Origin of the sequence: Thalassolituus maritimus, from assembly GCF_900156675.1 — a bacterium.
In the GTDB taxonomy this organism is placed as follows: domain Bacteria; phylum Pseudomonadota; class Gammaproteobacteria; order Pseudomonadales; family Oceanobacteraceae; genus Thalassolituus; species Thalassolituus maritimus.
In genome coordinates, this window is the sequence record NZ_FTOH01000002.1 from 148,134 (window position 1) to 171,479 (window position 23,346).

At 54.2% G+C, this 23,346-nt stretch carries 10 protein-coding genes; 5 read left to right on the top strand and 5 right to left on the bottom strand.

Features of this window, described 5'->3' with window-relative positions; translation table 11 throughout:
- Positions 1-42 precede the first annotated feature (42 nt).
- The 4 genes from BW941_RS03545 to BW941_RS03560 are packed head-to-tail and all read left to right on the top strand — an operon-like array spanning position 43 to position 17,243.
- Complete coding sequence (locus BW941_RS03545; protein ID WP_076514299.1) at positions 43-6,474, top strand: Calx-beta domain-containing protein; 6,432 nt, start codon at positions 43-45, stop codon at positions 6,472-6,474.
- Positions 6,461-9,664: a hypothetical protein gene (locus BW941_RS03550; RefSeq protein WP_139325730.1), complete on the top strand. Its 3,204-nt coding sequence runs from the start codon at positions 6,461-6,463 to the stop codon at positions 9,662-9,664. Before BW941_RS03545 ends, BW941_RS03550 begins: the two co-directional genes overlap by 14 nt.
- On the top strand, positions 9,661-14,055 hold the full coding sequence (locus tag BW941_RS03555; RefSeq protein WP_076514301.1) for a PKD domain-containing protein: 4,395 nt from the start codon (positions 9,661-9,663) through the stop codon (positions 14,053-14,055). The genes BW941_RS03550 and BW941_RS03555 overlap by 4 nt, the downstream gene beginning before the upstream one ends.
- Positions 14,052-17,243 (top strand): hypothetical protein, encoded by a 3,192-nt coding sequence (locus tag BW941_RS03560; protein ID WP_076514302.1) that lies wholly within the window; start codon positions 14,052-14,054, stop codon positions 17,241-17,243. The genes BW941_RS03555 and BW941_RS03560 overlap by 4 nt, the downstream gene beginning before the upstream one ends.
- Before the next feature lie 98 nt (positions 17,244-17,341).
- Here the strand turns inward: BW941_RS03560 and BW941_RS03565 are convergent, their stop codons facing one another.
- Together BW941_RS03565 and BW941_RS03570 are read right to left on the bottom strand one after the other, a co-directional pair.
- Entirely contained in the window at positions 17,342-17,767 is a 426-nt protein-coding gene (locus BW941_RS03565; protein WP_076514303.1) for a hotdog fold thioesterase, read from the bottom strand.
- A gap of 27 nt (positions 17,768-17,794) precedes the next feature.
- Positions 17,795-18,013, bottom strand: coding sequence for a hypothetical protein (locus tag BW941_RS03570; RefSeq protein WP_076514304.1), 219 nt, complete (start codon positions 18,011-18,013; stop codon positions 17,795-17,797).
- A 75-nt stretch (positions 18,014-18,088) separates the two neighbouring features.
- Between BW941_RS03570 and BW941_RS17875 the strand changes: the two genes are divergently transcribed.
- Positions 18,089-21,307, top strand: a complete 3,219-nt coding sequence (locus BW941_RS17875) for a YncE family protein (RefSeq protein WP_076514305.1) — start codon at positions 18,089-18,091, stop codon at positions 21,305-21,307.
- A 66-nt stretch (positions 21,308-21,373) separates the two neighbouring features.
- On the opposite strand, the gene BW941_RS03580 is transcribed toward BW941_RS17875, so the two are convergent.
- Genes BW941_RS03580 through trmB form a run of 3 tightly spaced genes read right to left on the bottom strand, consistent with a single transcriptional unit; the run spans position 21,374 to position 23,343 of the window.
- Entirely contained in the window at positions 21,374-22,249 is an 876-nt protein-coding gene (locus BW941_RS03580; protein WP_076514306.1) for a hypothetical protein, read from the bottom strand.
- 38 nt (positions 22,250-22,287) lie between these two features.
- The gene (locus BW941_RS03585) at positions 22,288-22,575 is read right to left on the bottom strand and encodes a PA4642 family protein (RefSeq protein ID WP_076514307.1); all 288 of its coding nucleotides are present in this window, start codon (positions 22,573-22,575) and stop codon (positions 22,288-22,290) included.
- 57 nt (positions 22,576-22,632) lie between these two features.
- Positions 22,633-23,343 (bottom strand): tRNA (guanosine(46)-N7)-methyltransferase TrmB, encoded by a 711-nt coding sequence (gene trmB, locus BW941_RS03590; RefSeq protein WP_076514308.1) that lies wholly within the window; start codon positions 23,341-23,343, stop codon positions 22,633-22,635.
- Positions 23,344-23,346 lie beyond the last annotated feature (3 nt).

The following is a 23,346-nucleotide window of genomic DNA, read 5'->3' on the forward strand; positions in this document are numbered from 1 at the left end:
TTCCGCGTTCTGGTAATAACCATGATTTCAGGGACGTAGCTGATGGACAGGACACCCACCAATTTCTATATCGCCATGCTCACCTGCGCCGCAGTCCTGTCGGGTTGCGATTCCGGTGGCGGTAAAGGCAGCGACACCGATGTGCCTGATATACCTGATCCAGCCCCCACGGTGCCAATGGTCACAGTTTCTGGCGTCGTTGAAAAAGGTCCGTTCCAGCAGATGCAGGTCAATGCCTGGGGCATGGACGGTAGCGGTCAGCGCACTCCCTTACCCGCTGAGGTCAACGGCAACGGCTACAGCGTATCTGCCCCAGAAGGCAATATCGTTTATCTCGAAGCCACCGGTACCTTCACCAACGAACTGAACGGCGAGCCGCAGCAACTCAACCAGCCGCTACGTGCTATTACTCCCACCGATGGCCAGCCACAGAATATTAACCTGTTTACCGATCTGGCAGCGCAGTGGAGCCTTGGTCAGTCGGAGAACCCTGATGCCGGGATGCTCAAACAGGGCGAGCAGGAAACCATGCGTTTGCTTGGCCTGTCACCGGATACCGATCCGGGTCAGCTGGGTTTTGGCAATATCAAAGAAGGCGCTGGGCTGAATGATCCTTCTGTTCAGCTGCTGCTATTCTCCGCCTTTGTGCTGTCAAAACAGGGCGAGTTTCCCAACGGCGGTCTGGGTCAGGCTTTTGATAATTTCAAAGAGACATTCGGCCCAGTCAAAGGCAACCCAGAAGGCACGCCTCCACTGGATTTTTTTGGTGGCATGGACCCGCAATGGCTTCTCGATGCGATTATCACTGCCGGTGTACTCGGTGATCTGCCTCCGCTGAAGCTGGGCGAAGTACCGGTACTGGTCTGCAATCCACTGTGTCACTGGTTTGATCCCGAGACACCAAGCATCAGTTTGAGCGGCACGACTGTGTATGAATCCGATGGTTCGGCAACGCTTGAGCTGAGCCGCACTGGTACTGATCTGGGGGATATCGACGTCACCCTCGAAGTGACTTCCAGCGACGCCGTACCGGGCGAGGATTACCTAACACCAACCACGACTCTGACGTTCGCCGGAACCGATCGTAGGCTTGAGATCCCACTGGAGCTGATCATTGATACTCAGGCCGAAAGCGACGAAGTCATCACTGTCAGTATTACAGAAGCGACCGATGCCAGTGGAAATGACGTCACGCTGGGCCAAAGCAGCGCTACGATCACCATTAAAGACGGCGCACCTGCTCTTACAGGGAGCGCAGTTGCGCCGACCTCATTATGTCTGCTGGGCAGCGGCCAGGGTGACGAGCTACCAGCGGACAGTGCCTTCGCAGCGCCTCTGGCGGATCACTGCCAGTCAACGGCAGACGTACAGATATTACTTGCTGAGGAATTACCCCTGCTGCGTTTGGGCGTCGGTTTGAAAGACGCCTGTAGCTCTGGCTGCAGCGATCAGTTACTGGACCTTGCACTAACAGCAACGGCCGATGATGGCAGCGTTGAATCTGTTGCACTCGGCCAGTTCCGATTCCCGGCTACCAGCATCACCTCATTCGGCGAAATAGCTGAACTGCCCGTCGTTGCACTTAACGACAACAATGCCATTGAATTACTCGTTAACGCTGCCGCTAATGCCGACGATATTGAAATCAAGGCAACGACCGCCAGCGATGCCGCTCTTGAAGTCAGCGCCGCGAGCCCAGTAATTCTGCCTTTGCCGGCAGATATTAATTTTGGTGACCGTACCTTGAGCTTTGATGCACCAGAAACCGATTCTGCACTGAGCTGTCCAGCGGGCAGCATCGCCATCCGCGACAGCTACGGTTATGCCCTGAGCAGCGCAGCACCTGATGCAACCATTGATGTCATCGGCAGCGCCTGTATTGATATTGCGACGCTTTCGGGAAACGCATCTGCCACAGTCACCGAGGCGGATATTGATTTAGGCACCTGGGTCTCCGAGCTACCCGAATGGCACTTTATGCAGCTGGATGTTCTCAATGGTTCGCCTGCGGGTGACCAGCTGGCCAGCAGTGCCTCGCCGCTCTTTATCTGGGACTTCAACGCACTCCAGCCGAGCGTAACAGTCACTACTTATTTAGGTGCTGAGCATCTGCCTTTCCTATATGCGATCAGCGACGCCCGCCTCACCGAGCAAGGGCTTGAGCTGCTGTACAGTGATACCCGATTGCGTTCACAGGCCGGCTTCGCCAGTAATGATCCTCGAGCCAACGCCGGTTTCTCCAACCTCAGCCCCTATATCGACGGACAATCAGGCAAATTACTGCTGACGGTCGATGGCATCACCACCAGCACCACGTTCAATGCCCGCGGAGCGGTATCAGCCTATCCGTTAGGCGTGATTGAATGGGGCGGATTTACGGCCGATGTGACGAACGGTCAGCTGGCACCCACAGAAGCGTACGTTGAGTATGCACTGGCCGGTCAGACCAAAGGCTGTGCAGATCTGAGCTGTACAACAAACGGAAGTAACAGTTATGCCATGAGCGCGGCTACCGCAACGATTTCTGCTCAGGGCATCGTGGCGACCGGTGGCACGCTGACTAATGATGCGACCTTGAGCTGGGGTGGCAACTCCGCAGGCAGCGCCTGGTCGTCGGCGGATGCGACACTTTCTGGCTACAACGTCACCCTCAACCTGCCGGGTAACGCGCCAGCGGGTATGGATGTCGCCGCTGAAGCCTTGCAGGCACACCGCACCGAAACCACGGTTGCCGCACCGGGCAGCGACGATTTTGTCCGTGGTAACCAGTATCCACCGGGCCTGACATTTGGCCCAGAAGAGTACGCCAACGCGGTGAATGGCCAGCCTGTCGCAGGCAGCGGTGCTCTACTCGCAGGGACCGACCTGACTCTGACCACCGCCTCTGGCAGTGTCTCATTCGACAGCAGCGTGGCGACCAAATGGGTGGTGCGCAATGATGGCGTTACCGGGGTCTATAACGCAGAACCAAGCACCTTACCGGTAGACGCAACACTACAGGGCTACGACTTCACCTTCGACCGCTTCGCAGTCCGTACCCGTATGAACGAAGTGGATGAATACAACTGGGTCGACGGTGGTCTGGTACTCAGAGGGGATGCCGGCGGCAATGGCTCAGATGAAGGTTGGGAGATCAATTTCACCAATCAGATCATTGCCTGTAATGGCGAACTCGGCCGTTCAGTGTTGGCGCAGGAACAATGTGGAGGCGATGTCTGCCGACTCGCCAGCTGGCGCGCTGACAGCACTTTAATCGACATGAGCTTCAGCTCACCGGCCAGTTGCGCCAGTGAAACTCAGCTTATTCAGCTAGGGTTGGAAAGCCAGTTCCTCGCCCTCGATAGCCCACTGATGCTGAGCACGACCTGGAATCCTGACGGCACTCTGGCCGCCTCCGAAGCCCGTGCCCAGGGCCAATACCTGCTGGATAAGCGCGATGACACCGAAGGTTTCCCGGTTCAGATCACCGAAGCCAACTTGATTGCTCCTATGGATCTGACCGAACCAGAGACCATGCGTTATGGCACCGTAGGCATCAAAGGCCGGGTAGCACTGCCCTTCTGGAATGCACTGGAAGCAGAAGGGCGACTAGCGAATACGCTGAGTCTGGCCCAGCCGTCTGCGGAGCCTACGGTGTTGGTACCTGAAGGCATTATGAGCACCCTGCCAGTAGCGAAAACCGAGGCGCTGAACATCAACCTGCTCAGCTACCTGAGCGAGACAGACAGCCATGACTTCACCGGCCGCTATGAATGGGGCAACACCGGCTTCGGCTTTGGACTACCGGTATATTACGCCGATACCAACAACATAGAGCAGGCGACCTTTCTGGGTCGTACCTGGGAAAAAGACCTCTACGTTATGGACGTGAACGCTGGGATTAACTTTATTGAGCCCGTGCGCACCAGTCTGAGCTTTGGTGCCAGCGCCGACTTTGAAAAACTGCGCGAAGTCCGCTTTCAGATCGAACTGGGTAAAGGCGAAGGACTCTCCAAAGTCGATGACCTGCTGATCACTGCACGTATTATCGATGAGCCAATGATTGAGCCCACTTTCGGCATAGTGAATACGCAGGTCGAGCGGGTGAATCAGTTTGCCGGTCGCGGCGTCGATGAATTGCTCGAAAAAGCCCTGCTGGAAGCTCTCGAACAGACAGGCGCAGCAGTGGGCGCTGCCCTGCCAACTCAGGAAGACCCATTCGATACCTTAGCCGGAGGGCTTGCCCGCCTGCGCAGCGTTCCCGGTGAAATAACTAACCTCCTCGATGAACGTCTGTTTGACCCGGCCAAAGACGCCGTTGAACAAGTTGAAACTCAACTGCGTGCACCGCTGCGAAGCACGATTGAAGACATTCATGACCTCACGCCAACAGATCCGGTACCGCAAAGCGTCTATGACCAACTGGATAACGCACAAGCGCAGCTGGGTACCGCGATCAGTAAAATCGAACAGCCCTTTACCCAGTTCGATCAACTGCGTTCCGAAGTCGACGGCAAGGTTACCGAAGCACAGGACATCATTACCAAAGTTGAGAACGCGCGCAGTGAAATTGCTCTGCTACTGACCGATGTCACCGACGTGGTGACTGCTCAGTGTGAAAACACCGGTACTCTTGGTGCCGAGGTGAACGGCTATCTTGAATCCAGCCTCTCCAGTGTCGGCGATCTGCGCACGCTGGCCGGCCTGCTGCAGGGCTCCGACCTTCTTATAGTGGTGGCGGACCTCGCCGCCGATGATCCACAGGTACGCGAAAACCTGCTAAGTGCTCAACAAAAAATTCAGAGCGCGGCGGAAGAAATCACCTCCCGCTTAGACAGCGCCGAAGAAGCCCTGCGCAACAACCTATGCAGCAGTGACATCAATATTCTATTGGCCGAGGCGAATAACGTACTGACTCAGATCGGCACGGCAACCGCCACGATAAACGCCAGCATTGCGCAGGTCACAAACGCCCTGAACCGGGCTGAAGTTGCGGTCGATACTCTGGAAACCACTCTGCTGAAACCACTGAAAGAGTTTAAACAAACACTTGATGAAGCAGAGCAGCAACTGCGTACTGCCAGCTCCGGTTCCGATGGTGCTGCTCTGGTCGCGCTGATGGACAGCATAATGAACAACGCCACCAACGGTGAGTTGACCTGTATCGTACAGCACGATGACAACCTCAGTTGTGACGATATATTCGTCAAAGTTACCGCGCCAGTCACCGTAGAAATCGACGCCTTCCGCGACGCAGCGATCAGCGAAATCGACACCGCCGCCGCGCAATACATGCCCGATGTCGCTTATCTCAACGCCGACCAACTGCGTGGCTTACTGGTCTCTCACATCATGAACAGCCAGCCTGTTCGCGATGTGCGTGAAGCGGTCAACACGCAACTGGTTGAAGTGATGCGCCAGTTACAGAATGCACTGCTGACCCTGACCGATAAAGCCAATGAAGCGGTTCAACTGGCGTTGCAGAAGGTCGAAAATGAAGCCAACGACGCACTGGACACCGCTCTGGCGCCGGTGAAAAACATTCCACTGACCAGCGCCTCGCTCGATGGTTTCGCCACGGTGGCCGGCAATGATCTGGAACGCCTGCATATCGGTGCTGAATGGACCATGTTGCCATCCACCGAAGGCGACCCCGGTAATACGTTTGGCGCGGCACTCGACGTCGTCAGTTGGGCCGCCAATAACAAGTCCGCCAGTTGCGGCGGCGGCGACAACGACAGCAATCTTGACGTGACGATTTCGGTTCTCAATGTTCCCGCCAACATCGGTGAATCTGAGCTGAATCTCGCTAAGGTGTATCTCGGCTTTACGCTCGATGGCCCTTCCCCTATTGGTGTCGCCGGTGGCCTGCGTGCCGAGGGTGAGATCAAATTTACCGAATTCCAGATCTATGATCCGGCCTTTGCAGCTGGGCTGGGCAAAGAGGAAATTTACCTCGGCGCCGCGGCCGGTGCAGTCTTCAGTGCCATTCAGGCGGAAGTCGCCTTCCTCGCGGGTAAAACCTGTAATCAGGAGATCCTTATGGATCTCGACCCTAAGGTCGCCCAGTTTATTCCGCTGCCAGACACCGGCTTTACCGGTGCCTATGTGCGCGGTGCGGCGTCTATTCCGATTTACTCGAATGGCTGCCCGCTGACGATTGGTGCTGCAGCCGACATCGGCGCCTGGGTATTGGCTGGCCCGCCAGTCACCTTAGGCGGTCTGGTTGGCGGTGGTGCCTACGGTAAGGTCGGTTGTGTCGGTGCTCTGCGAGGCCAGATACGTGCCTTGGGGCAGGTAAATACCGATGGCGATATGGTCTTTGTGGGTGAAGGGTTCGGCGTCGCCGGACTCGGGCTATGTGAGCCGGCGACCTGGACGTCCGTCGAGCGCTCGCGCAAAGACAAACTGTGTGGCACCGGAGACGCCATCCTGCGTGCGGGTTACATGAATGGCTGGTCAATTATGGAGATGAAGGTCAGTGCGATACATTAATATGCTCAAGCTTCGGAAAGCATGCAGCGCGCTCACTATTACCGCGCTGACGATCTTCACCAGCCCGGCCGTCATGGCTGAAGCTCAATTCTACCTGCTGGCAAAACCGGGGCCGGTTGCTTCCATCACAGGGACCACCCGCTCGCCCCAGACCGTGTATCTGCGCTGGGATCTGGTCGAGGGCGAACTGCCAGCGGATATCAGCCTGTTCCGTCTCTACCGCGATGGCGCTCAGATCGGTGAGTTCCCGGCCTCAGGTACCATGACAGAGGCCGAAATCGCCCAGCTCTATCAGGGGCCGCATCAGCAGCGCCGTCTGTTGGAACGCGTCGCGGCACTGAAAGAAGAAGCCGCGCGCGATGACGATGTCAGCGATTTTCCCGTCAGCCAGTTTGCCGGCCGTATTTATGATCGCCTGAACTCAGACAGTGACACCTTCTGGACCTCCTTCACTGCGACTCAGGACTTCAACGTCGCCGCCGCCCGCTACCGTGCTACCTATGATTATCCGGGCACAGGCACTTTTGCTTATGAGCTGAAAGCCGTCAGCAATACAGGCACCGAGCGCCGTGTTGGCTACGCCGAAGTAGATACGTCGCAACCGGCCACTGTGCTGCAGAACCAGGGGTTTGCTCAGGTAATGCAGAGCGCCTGTGATGAGCCGGATTTCCGCGATCACTACACGGTGGCGCTGAACTGGGATGGCCCCCAGACCGGCAGTCAGGCGGACGAACTGGCACATCGTCTGTTTGTTGCTGGCTACGACCTGTACCGCAGCACGAGCAACCTTGATGCTTCAGTAGCTACGGCACCTGTTCGCAATCTGGCCAACGAAGCCGCAGCGGCCAGTGCCGACGCTCAGGGCAACGCCCAGTTTACGGGCCTTGAGCGCGTGAACGACGTACTGGTGCTATCGCAACCCGACAATACGGATACGGCTGAATGGTTAGAAACCCGTGAAGACCTGATCAAGGCGGGCCTGCGGCCGGGTGATAAACGCGCTTATTATTTGGTTGCGCGTGATTTTAGCGGTCAGCTAGGCCCGACCATGGCGACCATAGTGACGGTTCCTGATATGGCGCGCCCACCTGCGCCCTGGGATATCCGTACGTACCTTGATGAAGCCACGCAGGAAGCCGAACTCAGCTTTCCGGCGATCAACGTGACTTCATACCTTGAACGCGCGGGCGACAGTCGTGAAATATGCCTGACAGATGCCGTCGAAGACGGTGTGATCGAGTTTGTCCCAGAAGGTGAGAATTGCACGACTTTCCCGACAACACGTGTGCATACCGAGATCGACGAATACCTGCTGTATCGCTTTGAAAGCTTCGATGCCGCGAGTAAGTTCAAAGACAGCGACGGCGATGGCTACCCGGATATGACCGAGCGCCTGTCTGGCACTCAGTGCTCTCCAGCCACCAGCGACGGTCCGTTTTTGGCCGCGCGCATTGCTCCTGAAGCTGATGAACTCGGCCGCGTCCGCATTACCGACGCAGAACCCGCCGACAACAAAGGCGATATTTACTGGTATCGCATCGCCGCCAAAAGCAAAGGTGGCAACTACAGCCTGCTGACGGAGCCTGTGCGAGTAAACTTCCCAGACCGTGATTTACCGGCCGCGCCGGAAGTGGGTATGACCCGACCTGAACGTCAGATCTGCGACTGTGCCATCAACTACAGCGGTACAGACACGCCATGGCAGATGTCGGTCTCGTCAGCACTCGATTCATCGAGCATCCGCGCCAGTTGTCAGGGCGTTGATCTGGGCTTAACAGAGAAGCAGATACTCAGTCCAACGGACAGCGGCGATGCCTGTGCCATTTACAACTACGCCTGCAACGACAGCTTCCCAACCTTTACGTTGAATACCGGCAGTGGCCAGCGTCAATGTGAAGTGACCCCAACCGGTGGTAATAACTTCTGCTATTCCGGCACCATGAGCATTGAGCCTGTGTACTGCGATGAGCCCGTTCCATTCAACGGCGGCATCAGTCGCACCCCGGTGACGATTGCAATCCAACCACCTGCTGGCAGCTGCGCGACTCTGTATCAACGCATTGGCGGACTCTCGACACGAGTAGGCACAAGCTGTAGCGAAACTGATCCGGTACTGGAATATACACACGATCAGGGCGAGTTCTGTGGCTATGCCGTCGCTCAGGACGGCAACAACAATATCTCGCCGGTCACCACGATCCCGTGTCTGGTCGTTGCCGATGACATGGCGCCCGCCCCAGTCACGCCGCGTCTGACCGATCTGTTACTGGGCAGCAGCGAAGCAACCCTGCACTGGTACTCGCCCAATCAACCACAAACGGTGAATGAAGTAGAGCTGGAGCGCACCGCACCCGCAGGTCTGGCTCCGATGCGCACTTCTGTCGGCGCTCAGAATGGTGGCGATTTGCAGGCAACATTCACTCTGCCCCCGCAAGCTTCGAGCACCGAAGAATGGTGTGCCCGCGTGCGCTCGTACGGCCTATCCACCGATATCAGCAAGCCAAGCATGTCGGACTGGAGTGCACCTGTGTGTGTTACCCGCTCCACCACTGTGCCTCCCGCCTGGCTTCCCTGGCCAGTCGCGGAAGAAATCCCCCAGGGCGACGACCTGTATCCACAGTACAATCAGATCGCAGCCAGCCCAATACGCGGTCCGTTAAGCAACGGCCTGCATATTCCACTGACGTACATAGAACTGCCAGACGGTAAAGAATGCGCGCGCTCGCTCAGCCAGAGTGGCTATGCCGACAGCTACTATGAGGTTGATGGGGATACCTGGCTCCATCTGGAATGCTCCAAAGCTGCGGCAGCACAGGTTAAAGCGGACATAGACACGTCAATGAACTTTATGGTGTTCCGCCAGACGCGTAACAGTACAGGGCAGGTTTCGGAGCTGATACAGGTGTCGCCTCTATTGCAGTTTGCATACTGGAATCCGGTATTGCCGGATGGCACCGAAAATACCGGAAAACTGTGGTTAAACGATCCTTATATCTGGTTGATGGCCGACCTTGATCAGGCCGGTGGCAGCGAAATATTCGCCACCGTTGCTTTTGTGGACCGGGCGGGCCTGATCAGCGGCATGGAGTACCGCTATCAGATCGTCTGGTTTGATGATCGTCATGCGCTGCGTGAGTGGCGCATGTCTGATTGGACCGCCTACAGCGCGAGCACAGGAGGTGCCGAATGAAGCTTTTATCTGTTTCAGCCATTGCCACCGTGGTACTTACTGGTACCAGCCTGCCCGTCGCGGCATCACTGTTTGATGATGCCTATAACAGCTACTGGGTAATTAACGAAGATACGGGCGAGATTACTGGCTACAGCTCCGGTGACTGGGAAGAGCGCTACCGTAACGCGCTGTATGTACCGGCTGCTAACGAACAGGTGTTAGTTAACTCGCTTGCCGCCAGTTCAACACCCATGTCCGCCCCGCTGGCCAGCCCTCAACCACTGATTTCAGTCATTGGGTTGCAGGAAATAAATGTCGATAGCAGCACCGCTGAGTTAAATATCTCGCCGACCAGCGGCTCTTACGACCAGACCGTCCGAGTGGTGATGGCAGCCGGCAGCACCAGTAGCGCCGATCAACTCCAGTGGCGCGTAAACGGAGGCGCCTGGCAATCGGTAGATATCGACACAGAAAACCGCAGCGCAACGGCTACCTTTATCGAAAATGGCGCCTATACCCTCAATGTTGAGCTTCTTCAGGGCGGGACGCTGCTCAGCAGCGCACAAATGCTCTACACCGTCGCCAGTGATCATCCATTGGGCAAACAGCGCGATAGCGACAACGATGGCATTCCGGATATCGTCGAGGCCGAGCTGGGCCTGAACGCGCTGAGTGAAGATGCCGATGTTGACCGCGATGGTGACGGCTGGAGCGACATCGATACGTATATCCGCTGCGGTGTTGTAACGCAGGCAGAGATTGACACGCAGCCAGAGGCAGATCGCTGTACTGCCTTAAACGACGACGACAAGGATGGCTGGAGCAACTTCGACGAAGAGCTGCGCGGCACCCGCATTGATGACCCAGAGGCTGCGTTGTCTTCAGCCTACGGCGCAGTAGGTTCACCCGCTTATTATCAGGAACAACAGCGCTATCGACAGTACCCGGCAGCGCGTCGCCTGTATGAGCGCGAGTATTTTATTCAACAAGCCGATGTTCCGGCTCTGTTACTGGACCTTCAGGCAACCACCTTCAGCGGCGACCCAATCTGGAATGTTAGCGATCTTATCAGCACCGAAGATCTGACTAATGCCGGCCTGAGCATCAGCGATATCGAACCAGAGCTGATTGCAGACACGGTTGCTTTCGTTATGGGAGGTACTCAGATTCCAGAATTCCGTGCCCCCGCAGCTTCCGGTGTATTCCTGCGTGGTGAGTCCGTGTCATCACTGCGTACGTCCATGACCTACCTGCCACCGGTTGGTGACGCCTCATTCGTAGAATTTTCCGAAGATCCGGACGCCGCCGGCGACTGGACCTCAGCCAGTGAGTGGCGCGACAACCTGGTGAAATGGCTCGGCAAAGAGCTGGTCATCGCGGGCTCACCGGGCCTGCACGAGTCGACCACACTGTCGCTTCTGATGCTGGAACAGGCCCTGCGTGACGAAGCCGACGAGCGTGCAGAAAGTCGCCTGCTGGAGCTGGGTAACCGCGAGCGTCCTGCGCCCTGGTTAGATGACTGGCTCAGCGAACACCGTGCGCGCTTCCCCGTTACTGCGCCTGAATCCTTTTCCGGTACCTGCCTCTTCCGTGGCGATACCTTTTATACCGGCGGCTCTACAGAGGGCTGCGAAATCTCGGTGACACCATTCGCGAAACTTATTCTCTCAGTGCAGAGCAGCCTTGAAGGCGCTCTCGCCTCAGACAGCACAACAGTTCAGCAGTGGATTACCGACATTCCAGTAACCGATGAGCCATACGCCATCCCCGGCAATGCACCAGCGACACTGGCTGTCAGTGACTGGGTTTCTGAGCAATTAAAAAGCGGGTACACAACCCGACTGACTGGATGCTATATCAGTGATTACGAACTGGGCTTACTGCAAGAGGACGCAGAAGGTCTGGCGGCTTTTGAGGAGCGCTGTCCGGAGTACTACACAGACAGTGATCTATACAACGAGCAGCTGGTAGAGCTGAACATGCGCCAACGCTTACGGCTGGCCTTACTTCCCAATGGTCTGAGAGAGCTGTCCATTGATACTTCGTTAGGCGAGTTTGGCGCAGACTCGGATGCAGATGGGTTAAGCAACTGGGACGAACTGACGTTATTTTCCACAACCAACATGCCACTGCCCTGGGATGCTGACAGTGATACTGACGGCCTCGATGATGTTAACGATCAATGTCCAGCCGACACATCTAACACCTGTTATGGCGACCAACGCAGCAATACCATTGCCCTTGAAACGTCGGAAACACAGGTATTCCAACGCCTGATCGGCGACAGCTCTGCCATAGTCGCTGTACAACTGCAGCGCCCCGCTCTGGCCGATGTCTGCGTGGTATACGAGTTAACCACGGCGGAGGGAACACCCGAGCTGAACGAAACAGGCGAGGTATGCTTCCGTGCAGGTCAGAGCATTGCTCTGATCAGTGTCATGCTGCCCGACGACGGCTCCAATGAAGCCGCGACATTACAGATCGCTCTGACCGATATTAACGACACCGGCGACTCAGGCCTCTATGAGTTAGGCAATGAACTCCATCAGGAGCTGGCCTTCGAGCCGGCGGAAGCCGCTGAACGCCCGACGGCCATTGCTGCGATCAGCGAGCCCAATGCAGACGAGCGCAGTACGGTTCAACTACAGGGCGGCGACAGCACGGCCGCAGATGGCAACGCTCTGACCTACCAATGGCAGCAGATTGCAGGGCCGGATGCAGCAATTACCAGCGCCTCAGATGCGAACAGCGAACTGGTCCTGCCTGAAGTGCTTGAAAATACTGACCTCGGCTTCCGTCTTACCGTCACCGACTCTCAGGGCGCAACTGCCAGCGCAGATGTCAGCGTGACGGTATTGCCGGTCGAGGACGCTCCGGAACAGACGGCTGTACCGACCTATATTCTGACAGCGGATGCCGAACTGATACTGACGCCAGAGCAACTGAAAGCCTACCTGCGCGAGCCGGATGGCGACCCCATTACGCTGGGAGAACTGACTGGTTTGCCGGGCGGTATGAACGTACGACGTGAATCCGGCAACTACGTATTGAGTCTGACTGCGGGCGGCGGCATCGAAGCACTTCCGCCACGCTCCTCCCGCGATCTGTCTCTGTGGAACAATGGCATCGCATGGATCAGCATGCCAGGCAATGAGGAACTTCCTTTTGCGGTCTGGGGCTGGACACCCGAAAATGGCACAGAACTCCTTCACGAAGATGCTGACAATGGTTTCGGTAGCCTGCTCACGAAACAGGGCAGTGATGCCGTCTACTTTGACAGCAATGACCCAGACACCGGCAACACGCTGATCAACCGTATCGAAGATGGCGCTGTTAAAACTGCCACCGCCCCGGGCTTTAACGGTGTCTGGGGCAACGCGATTGATCCGGAAGGTGGTCTCTATTACTGCGGCTATGGCGGTAACTGGCAGATTCTCGACCGAACAACCGACACTTTCTCGGATTCCGGCATAGAGTGCAGTAATTACGACACCTCGGCTCTGATTCTGGGTAACCGTACCTGTCTTTCTGCTGTAAATACTGTCGCCTGCTCAGCCGGCGATGGCAGTAAAGATCTGATACCTGTATTCACGGGTGATCCAAACTACACAACAAGCCTTGGCCGATTGTTCAGTGTGGGCGATACCATTTTACTGACCCGCAACGTGCAGGTGATCGAAGACGGAGTCTACAAATACTACATCGACCTGAGTGTTCTTGACCTTGATGGAAGTACAACTGGCACCGCGACCACCATCGGCCTGATGCCGCTCAGTAATTTCGGTTCGCGGGTACTCAACATCGAAAACGGCCTGGTATTTATCGGGCAGGGCATGGACGGCGACAGTAATAAAGTAATGGCGTGGGCATGGCAGGATGGCGACACCGGGCTGACCGAAATCTCCACCGACCTGCTTGCCGGCCGACTTGATGACCTCAACTACATGCAGTTCTCCGAGGCTGCTGTGATGAACGAGAAAATCTACTTCAGCATTACTGAAAATTATCAGGACTTTTACCTGTTCAGCACCGATGCAGGGGGTGATCTGACCGAAATCAGCATCAACAACTTCGCTGGCAACCTACGCTACTGGAACAACCGCCTGATGGTAAATGGCGATAGCGGTGCCGGTGAAGGTGTCTGCCATTGGTATGAGTACACCGCCGATTTTGGTCTGAATATTAATCCGCTGCTAGAAGACGCCAGTTGTTACACAACGAAAAGCCTGGACGATGCCTTTGTATTTGGTATTTACGACGAAACAATAGGCGGCACCTACTACAACCTCTACCGCATGGGTGTTTCACCGGGCCTATATTCGCTTAGCCTTTCTGCCGACGACGGCAAAGGCAACAGCACTGTGATGACCTTAGAGATTGATGTGCAGGGCGCAGGAGGTCAGCCATGAAGTTCGTCTATTCCATTCCTTTCATCCTCACTACCCTGCTGACGGTGGGCTGCAACCACCAGTCAGAAAGTCAGCAAAGTAATGTACTGACGACGGAGCGCGCCCCCGCTACAGCGGATCTCACGACTCCAGACGAAGAGCAGATTTCCGTGGTCGAAAATGATTACACCATCCCAGATAGCGATGGAGATGGTATTGAAGATCCGGATGATCCTTTTCCGACTGATGCACCTGCACTGATCAGCACTCCTGAAGTCCATTTTGAGCTGCACAGTAACAGAACCACCAGCAGCACAGAGGTCGACTTAAAAAATACAGTGATTGCCGGTGAAACCGTTACTCTTTTTGTTTATGCGCCCGACGATGGGAGTCGTTTTTGGGTGCAATGGAGAGGCGAAGGAAAGATTTGGTCTGAGCCTGTTCAACCCGGGCAAAACCTGCTCGACGTACCAGAACTACAAGTACATCAAGTAGCCATCATTCGTGAAAACGAAATTACCGCAGGACAGGCCGTTCAATGGTTCGGTGCGGATGACCCAATTGTTTTTCCAATGACAGAGAGCCTCTACGCGGGTGAAGAGGTCACACTGTACGGAGAAAACCTCTCGGCAATTACCTCGATAAAAATAGGAAATACCCCAGTTAATATTGCCCCATTGGGAGACTATGTCGCGATACTGTCACTCCCTGAGTTTCCAGAGAGCCAGGTACTTAACTGGGAGGGAACATCAGGTCACACGTACAGAATGTACCTGGATCTTTATCGACACATCACTCTGAGCGCGGATAACCAACTGACGTCCTCTGGCTGGTTAACCATTTTTACCGATGGCGTAGCGCACCTCGATGAAAGCCCCACACTCCGGGTTCCAGCCGGACAACCACTCCGGGTTTATTTTACTCATCCAGATATCCCCACATCATTGTCCGCGCAGGTTTGGCCAGATGAGGACACGATTATTGTTGGTCCTGAATCCACGCTCGAGACCTGGCTGGTGCAGTTACTGGATAGTCATGGAATGTCGAGCACCAACTGGCGAAAGAATCGTGCCTACTTACCCGACCTATCAGGCTTCAACGATCTGATCGCCATGATCCGGGATGAGCAGAACGGTGTAGTGACTCCGGGAGCATCAGCAGATAGCTACGCTTCGTATCTGAATGCAGGAATAACGTGGATCACTCCGCCAGGCAGTATTTCTGCTCAAGGCATATTTGCGGGTACGGACCCTCTTTTCGAACAACTGGTTACCGTGAGCAATCAAAGAGGCATCCCGGGTAGAAAAACCTTTGCGGATATCAGCATTGCCCGGAAAGGGCATGTTTTTTGTACTCAGCTCCCCTGGGAAGCCGAACAGGTTCCGGCTAACTCATGGCCATCCGACCTTTGCGTCGACAATGACACCCCGGTGTATACCAGTGTGGGGGCTATCGATAGAAATGGAAAACGGCTGCGAACTCATCAGATAAATGAATATTTCGATAAAGATATGGTCGGCCCGAAAGGGTTCGGTATGTTTGGTATTTCATCAATTGTCTACCTGACCACGGACAGCGGCGCACCACTCTGTCGTATGCAACCTTGTACTGTCGATATTATTACGGGCGGATTCGGTTTGCTGTCTACTGATGACCTGCCGCCCCAATTCGAAGACGAATATGCCTATATCGCGTCACGGACTCTCATTGAAAAAGTCATTATAGAAATGATTGCGACAGCGACAGGAACTGCCAGTGACAAGTCTTCTCCAGCATTCTGTATGGTCAAGGAAATGCTCGAAAAGCCCATTGGCAAAGCCACCATGATGAGTACGTTTCTGGATACTATGCAGAAAATGCGTGGCGCTAACACAGATAAACAGAAGTTCGATATCCTGAGTGAAACTGTCATTAAATACGCGCTTGAATACATTACTGCCGCAGCGGTAGCCGGTGCTCAGGGTGCCACAGAGTGCTTTACCAGTACCGCTGCTAAACAAGCAGCTATGAATTCAGCCAGATCTGCTGTCTCTGGAACAACCAAGGTGGTAGGGAAAATAGCGCTACCTTTGAAAATTGCAGATGCAGTAACCAAAGCCGTAGATCAATGGAATATCTATACTAAGCCTAAATATATTACCTTCAGCATTAAACCAAAGGCCGAAGTCACGGCGGTCCGAACGCCTTATGTCAGTGTGTTATCGGCCGACGATGAAACGGGTACGCTGGAGATAGAAGGCTGTCACATCACAAACCAGAAATTTGATAGTTCAGGTAATCCTGACTCAGATTATGAATACTTCCCGGAAGTTGTTTTTACAGATTCACGAGGACGGAAAGCCACCCTTCAGACAAACAGTACGCACAGAACAGAGCTTAGTGACCTCTGCAAAAGTAAACTTGTTATTGGTGTTGCAGAATTAAAGACAACCCTTGGTTCAATGAAGAGCGGTACTGTCCGTACCGCGTTAAATATCAAGCTCCCCTACGACACCGACGCATTTACCGGCTTCCCGGATTCAGAATTACCGGTACCCGGTAAAACCTTTAAATGGGAAGGTCCACTCACACTTTCCGGTACCAAAGACAACTACCTGCGACCGGGCCTGGTGAATACCCTTACCGGATCAAACCTGAAAGGGCTGAAAAATAAAACTCTGCTGGTCTATCTGCAGAAGGGCAGTGATGTCACTAAAATTTCAAACGTGCAGTACCGAGATGAAGAAATTGATTTCTTTATACCTCTCACTCTATCCGATGGTGACTACGATCTTACTCTGGTAACCAACTCGTCAACTGGGGAGGGAGTTAGCCTTGGATATAAATTATCCGTAGCGCCACCGTCGTTATCGTTTATCACTCTTACAGACAGAGGCGTGAAACACGACGACGGCTTCTACGTCCAACTGACCGATAATGTAGCCCATGAATTTGAAGTGGTAGAGACACCCGTCAAGCTCTCTCTGAGTGAGAACAGCACCAAAAGATCGAATACTGGATACTTTAACGGGAAAGGACTGATGACTAAGTCAGGTGAGGCCATTGCACTCCCGCTTAAAATGTATCTTTTCTGCGATAAAGGCGGTTCAGATGGTTATTGCACATGGGGACTGAATTCGAAGATCGTTCTACCAGACAGCAGTGAGCACATCATGAAATCCAGTGGCAAGCTGAAAGCGGGTGAGTCCACCCATGTTTTGGCTCAATAAGGTATCGGCTCAATCAGATTTCCATTCAATGACAAATCAGGGCGACGGCAGCTCGCCCTGTCTCTTTTCAATTCCGGTGATAGGCCTGACGGCAGGGACTACTGCGCCGGAATCACCGCCATCGTCAGACGCGAAATGCAGCTGAGCTTTTCTTCGTCGTTGTAAATCCGTATTTCCCAGACTTGTGACGTACGGCCACGATGAACGATCTTTGCCACTCCTGTGGGGGTGCCAGATCGTACTCCGCGAAGGTGGTTAGCGTTAATTTCCTGCCCGACTGCGTACTCTTTGCTGTTATCCAGGCACATATTCGCTGCCATACTTCCCAGCGTTTCAGCGAACAGAACATTGGCACCGCCATGCACTAACCCAATCGGTTGAAACGTTCGTGAGTCAGCCGGCATTGTGCCTTTCACCCAATCATCGCCAACCTCGGTAATCTCAATGCCCAGATTGGAGCAGGCGGTATTTTCCATCGCTTTATTCGCTGCCGGGATATCTGGGGTGGAGAACCATATAGTCATTTCTTGCACTCTGAAGGAATAAAGCAGTTAGCCTATGACAATCTGAGCCACGGAACCAGAGGCTCCACTGCGACGAAGTGTTTCAGCTACGCCTCCAAACAAGACGCACCCTTTTGCGCCAAACCAGACTAAATCAGCCATCGGTATCATCAGTGCCTGATCTTTACGGCATGGATGTGCGAGCGTACGCCAAGTTTCCTGCGTGCCATTGCCAGCACTGGCACTGACGTTCAGTGTGTCAGCCACACTTGGGGGACTGCCTGCTGACTACCTCAGAGTCTCCGGTGAATACAACAATAAAAATACTCTTCTGGGGTTACTATGAATAAACCAAACCGTATCAAGCGCACGCTAATGGCGTCTGCGCTCAGTGCGGGCCTGCTTGGCGCTCACTCATCAAGCGCAGACGTAACAGGCCCGGGGACTCTTAACGGTGATCTGTGGCAATCAACGGCTGAGTTCTTTCTGAGCTTCTCGTTCGCCGCCGAAGCCATTAACGAATCCAATAATATCCGCCCGTTTCTGATCCCTCAGGCCAAGTCTCATGGCCTGACAACTTTCCGTGATCAGGCCATCAGCTTCGACTTTCAGGCAAAGCACCTGAATAGCGACGGTAATGTGGATAACAACCTGAACTGGTCTGTCGTATCAATGCCGATGCACGGCACCCTCACCGGTACGCCGCCGAACATGACCTATACCCCGGATAGCGACTACACCGGTTTTGACCGGGTGGTATTCAAAGTCGATGACGGGACTGATGGCAGTACAGAAGGCACGATTGATATCAAGGTTCAGGGCTCTTATACCGCCTTTGAGAGTGGCCAGGTTCGTCCTCTTGCGATGAACTCTGACAAGTCCCGTCTCTATGCTCTCAATACGCCTGACGGCAAGCTGGAAGTTTTTGACGTATCCGGCGAATTACCAGAGCTGCTGCACAGCGTGCCAGTTGGCCTTGAACCCGTTGCGATCTCGCTTCGCAACGACAATGAAGCGTGGATTGTTAATACCCTATCTGACAACCTGAGTGTGGTGGATCTGAGCGCCGACATCCCACACGTTGTACGTACACTGCAAACCGGCGATGAACCACAGGACATTGTCTTCGGTGGTCCGGACCGCAACCGCGCTTTTGTCACCACAGCGCACCGTGGCCAGCACTCACCCTCTGATCTGGATGCCATGACGCCGGGCACTGACCGCGCTGACGTCTGGGTATTTGATGCAGCTTCCGGCGATGCTGAACCAGAGAAAGTTATCTCACTGTTCGGTATGGCGCCACGCGCACTGGCAGTAACGCCTGACGGCAGCAAGGTTTATGCAGCGATTTACAAGTCTGGTAACCAAACCACCATCGCAGCACATAACTATCGCCTGTTCGGTCGCACCAGCACAATCAATGGCAAACCCGGACCAACCACGGATGCCGGCGGTGTCGAAGCGCCGAACTCTGGCGTGATGGTGAAATACGATGGTGAAGACTGGCGCGACCAGTACGGCACCAACTGGAACCGTCAGATCTATTTCGACCTGCCGGACTACGACGTCTTTGAAATTGATGCGATGGCTTCCTCTCCGACCTGGACCAAGCGTCATTCTGGTGTGGGTAACGCCCTCTTCAATATGACGGTGAACCCAGCCAACGGTAAGGTCTATGTTTCGAACATGGATGCGCGCAACGAATTGAAGTTCGAAGGTCATGGCGACCGCAGCGACATCCAGACACTCCGCGGCCGTTTTATCAAAAACCAGATCACAGTGATTGATGGCAACGACGTGACCCCGCGCGACCTGAACAACCATCTGGCTGACTCCCGCCCGGGCGGCTCTGCGGATGACAATGCCCGCTCGCTGGCGATGCCTTTAGAAATGGTCATGGACAGCTCAGGCGAGACTCTCTATGTCGCGGCGTTCAGCTCATCCAAAGTCGGTATTTTTGACGCAGCGGAACTTGAAAATGGCAGCTTCACTACATCAGAAGCGAACCATATTGAGGTATCCGGCGGTGGCCCTGCGGGAATCGCACTCGATGAAGAGCGCAATCGTATGTACGTACTGACGCGCTTCAATAACTCTGTTGCCGTTGTTGATCTGGCAGCTCGCGAAGAAGTCGCCAGCGTTGAAATGTACAACCCTGAACCCGACTTTATTACCGAAGGTCGTCCGTTCCTGTACGACGCACGTTTCAGCTCAGGTCGTGGCGACGCGTCCTGTGGCTCCTGCCACCTGTTCGGTGATATGGATGGTCTCGCCTGGGAACTGGGCAACCCGGACATGAACTGGACTGAAAACCCACGCGGCTATGCCGACGAGTTCGTGAAGATGAACGCTCTGCGTCTGCACCACCCGCTTAAGGGCCCGATGCTCACTCAGTCTTTCCGTGGTCTGGAATTCCAGGGCCCGCAACACTGGCGCGGCGACCGCACCGGTGCTTATCGGGTGAATGGCGAATCGCTTGAAAAAGCAGCCTTCAAAGAGTTCCGTGGCGCCTTCACCGAACTCCTCGGCCGCGATGCTCAGCCTACCGAAGACGAGATGAATAAATTTGCCGATTTCGTTCTGCAATTACGTTATCCACCGAACCCGAACCGTAATCTCGATGACACCCTGACACCGAAAGCACAGGCAGGTGCCGATGTGTACTTCAACGAAAAGACGACAGGCTTCAAATCGAAGAACGACATCGCCAAACAAACCTGTAACCACTGCCACGAAGTGGATATGGATATTGAGCGCTTCGGTACCAATACCCTGATGAGCTTTGAAGGCACGGAAAACCCGCAGGACTTCAAGATTCCGCACCTGCGTAACGTATACAGCCGCGTAGGTATGTTCGGTCAGGTATTCCGTGAAAAAACCTCCACCAGTAAACACATGGGCGACCAGGTGACTGGTTATGGCCTGTCACACGACGGAGCCGTTGATACCATGGAAACCTTCCTGACGGTCAGCGTCTTCCATGTCGAACCTGATGACGTCGGTCCAGTCTTCGAGTTTGTGACTCAGGTTCCGACCGGCCTGGCACCAGTCGTTGGTCAGCAGGTGACTCTGAACCCGCAACAACAGGATGATCAGGATATGATCGACCTTATGATCAGCCAGGCACTGCTACACACGACCGCTGGTGGTCCGAATAAACAGCAGTGTGACCTGGTTGTTCACGGCATCGTCGACGGCGAACAGCGCGGGTGGATGATGCAGGAATCGGGCGAGTTTCTATCAGATGACGGCGACTACATCAGCGATGCTGACCTGCGAGCCACCAGCACTGAGTACGGCAATAGCCTGAGCTATCTGTGTGCACCTCCGGGCTCTGGTACCCGTATAGCACTAGACCGCGATGAAGACGGTACGTTCAATATGGAAGACGCCGTGCTGATGGGCCGCGCGCCAACCAGCATCCAGCCGATGGACCCATTCGCAGCGCCTGAGCAAGACGTCATGGTACCCGCAGAGGGTAATGGTTTTGATCGCGAAGCCGCCCAGAAGCGTAAAGGCCGCTTCCCTGACTTTAATTACTTCTGGCCGTTTGGCTCGTAAGCAATTAATGACCAAGCATTAAAAAACCGCCCGAGGGCGGTTTTTTAATTTTTAAACATTGAAAGTTTAAAAAGTGACTTCAACAGAGACGTTACCGACCACGGTATCGTTATTCGAATCACTACGCTGGATGTTGAATGCAGCATCGTAGCCGTACACATCCTGCCCCGTAATAGTAATGCCAATATCATCAGAAGAATCGGCAGATTCATGTGAAAGGTTATTTACTGCATCGAAGAAATAAATATCCCGTTCAGTAAAAGAGTAGGTCTCTGTACTCAAATCGAGAATAGAGTCCCCATCGTCCTCATTCGTCGTCGCAACAGATAACTTGGTTTCTGAATCTTCAAGGTTGTGCAAACCGGCACAGAAAACATCTTCGTCGGTGACAATCAGGTCAGGGCCCCAATTCCAGCCCATTGAGCCTACCCGACCGGTGCTCTCTTTTAAGCGGATAAATTCACTACTGGAAAAGAGGCTGACACCCGGCGCGACGGCACCTTCGACTTCCAACGTCAGTACGTTATTCGCCGAGCGATTGTACGTTCCAGCCCCCACCGTAGCTACTGCCGTCGACGTCACGCTGCGAATTTCAACGAAGCCACCAGCATTACAGGAGGCAAATTCAAAGCCACTCTCAGCCTCTGCACTTTCCCGAATAACGAGAAATTCAAGACGGCTTTCATAGCGTTTGAAGTCAGGACCGCTCGTATTGGCATCCGTGTAGGTATTATTACGTACACCAACCCAGGTACCTGTAATTTCATTATCGCCTCTTAACTGCAGCAACTCTGCTGTTGAGCGATAATCATCCAGCGTAAAGTAGGTCAGATCTGTCGGAAAGTTATCCTCATCTGAACTGCTTGAGCCTGAACCACCACCACCGCAGCCGACCATGGCCAGGGTGATAAGTGAAAGTGGTAATATTTTTATTTTTTTCATAAGCCCTCCGGCTTAATCGATATTTTTAAAACCTGAAATCAGGCTGCAGCACGGATAATTTCTGCGTACTCTTTGCCCTGTGCATGAGAGTCGATGGTCTCAAGCAACGACACACCCTCAGCATTTTTTGCATCCAGGTTGTGGCCTTCGGCTGCAAACAGTTTAATAAAATCTGCAAAAGTGCCCGGCACCATGTGGCGGTAAGCACGAATGACGGCGATGTAGTCTGCGTCTGAACCGTCGTAGCTTTCGGCAACCAGAAATTCACGTAGTTGCGCTTCCGACCATTCACCACCAAATACTTTTTCTTTATCTTTCTTCTGCATTTTCTCTCTCCTAAATACATTTCGTGTAGATAGCCATCAGACTATCTGCACATAATCTCAAACTTTCCGGAACATCAGATCCCAGACACCGTGCCCTTTGTTCTCGCCACGTTTTTCAAACTTGGTGTACGGGCGATGTTCCGGGCGCGGTACATATTCATTTTTACCGGCAACGTTTTCGTAGCCTTCCTGCGCTTCCATGACTTCCATCATGTGCTCTGCGTAGTTTTCCCAGTCAGTCGCCATATGGAACACGCCACCCGGCTTCAGGACACGTCGCAAGGTCTGCGCGAATTCTGGCTGTACGATACGGCGCTTATGGTGCTTTTTCTTGTGCCATGGGTCCGGGAAAAACAACTGAACCGTATCAATGCTGTTATCAGGAATCAGCTTCAGCACTTCAATCGCATCGTCTTTGTAAGTTCGCAGATTTGTGACACCGGCTTCTTCCGCCAGGTTCAACAGTGAGCCGACCCCGGGCAAGTGTACTTCAACACCGATAAAGTCCTTCTCGGGCGCCGCTGCGGCCATCTGCACCAGAGACTGCCCCATGCCGTAGCCAATCTCGAGCACAACATGGCCGTCTCGACCAAAGACCGTAGGCGGATCAATTTCGCCCTGCTCAAGCTCCAGCCCCATGATCGGCCACTGGCGATCCAGCCCACCTTGTTGGCCTTTGGTAAGACGGCCAGCACGGATCACAAAACTTTTTATGCCACGGCGGTATTGTGGCTTGTCGGCATCGCCAACCTGATTAGTGTCAGACACTCG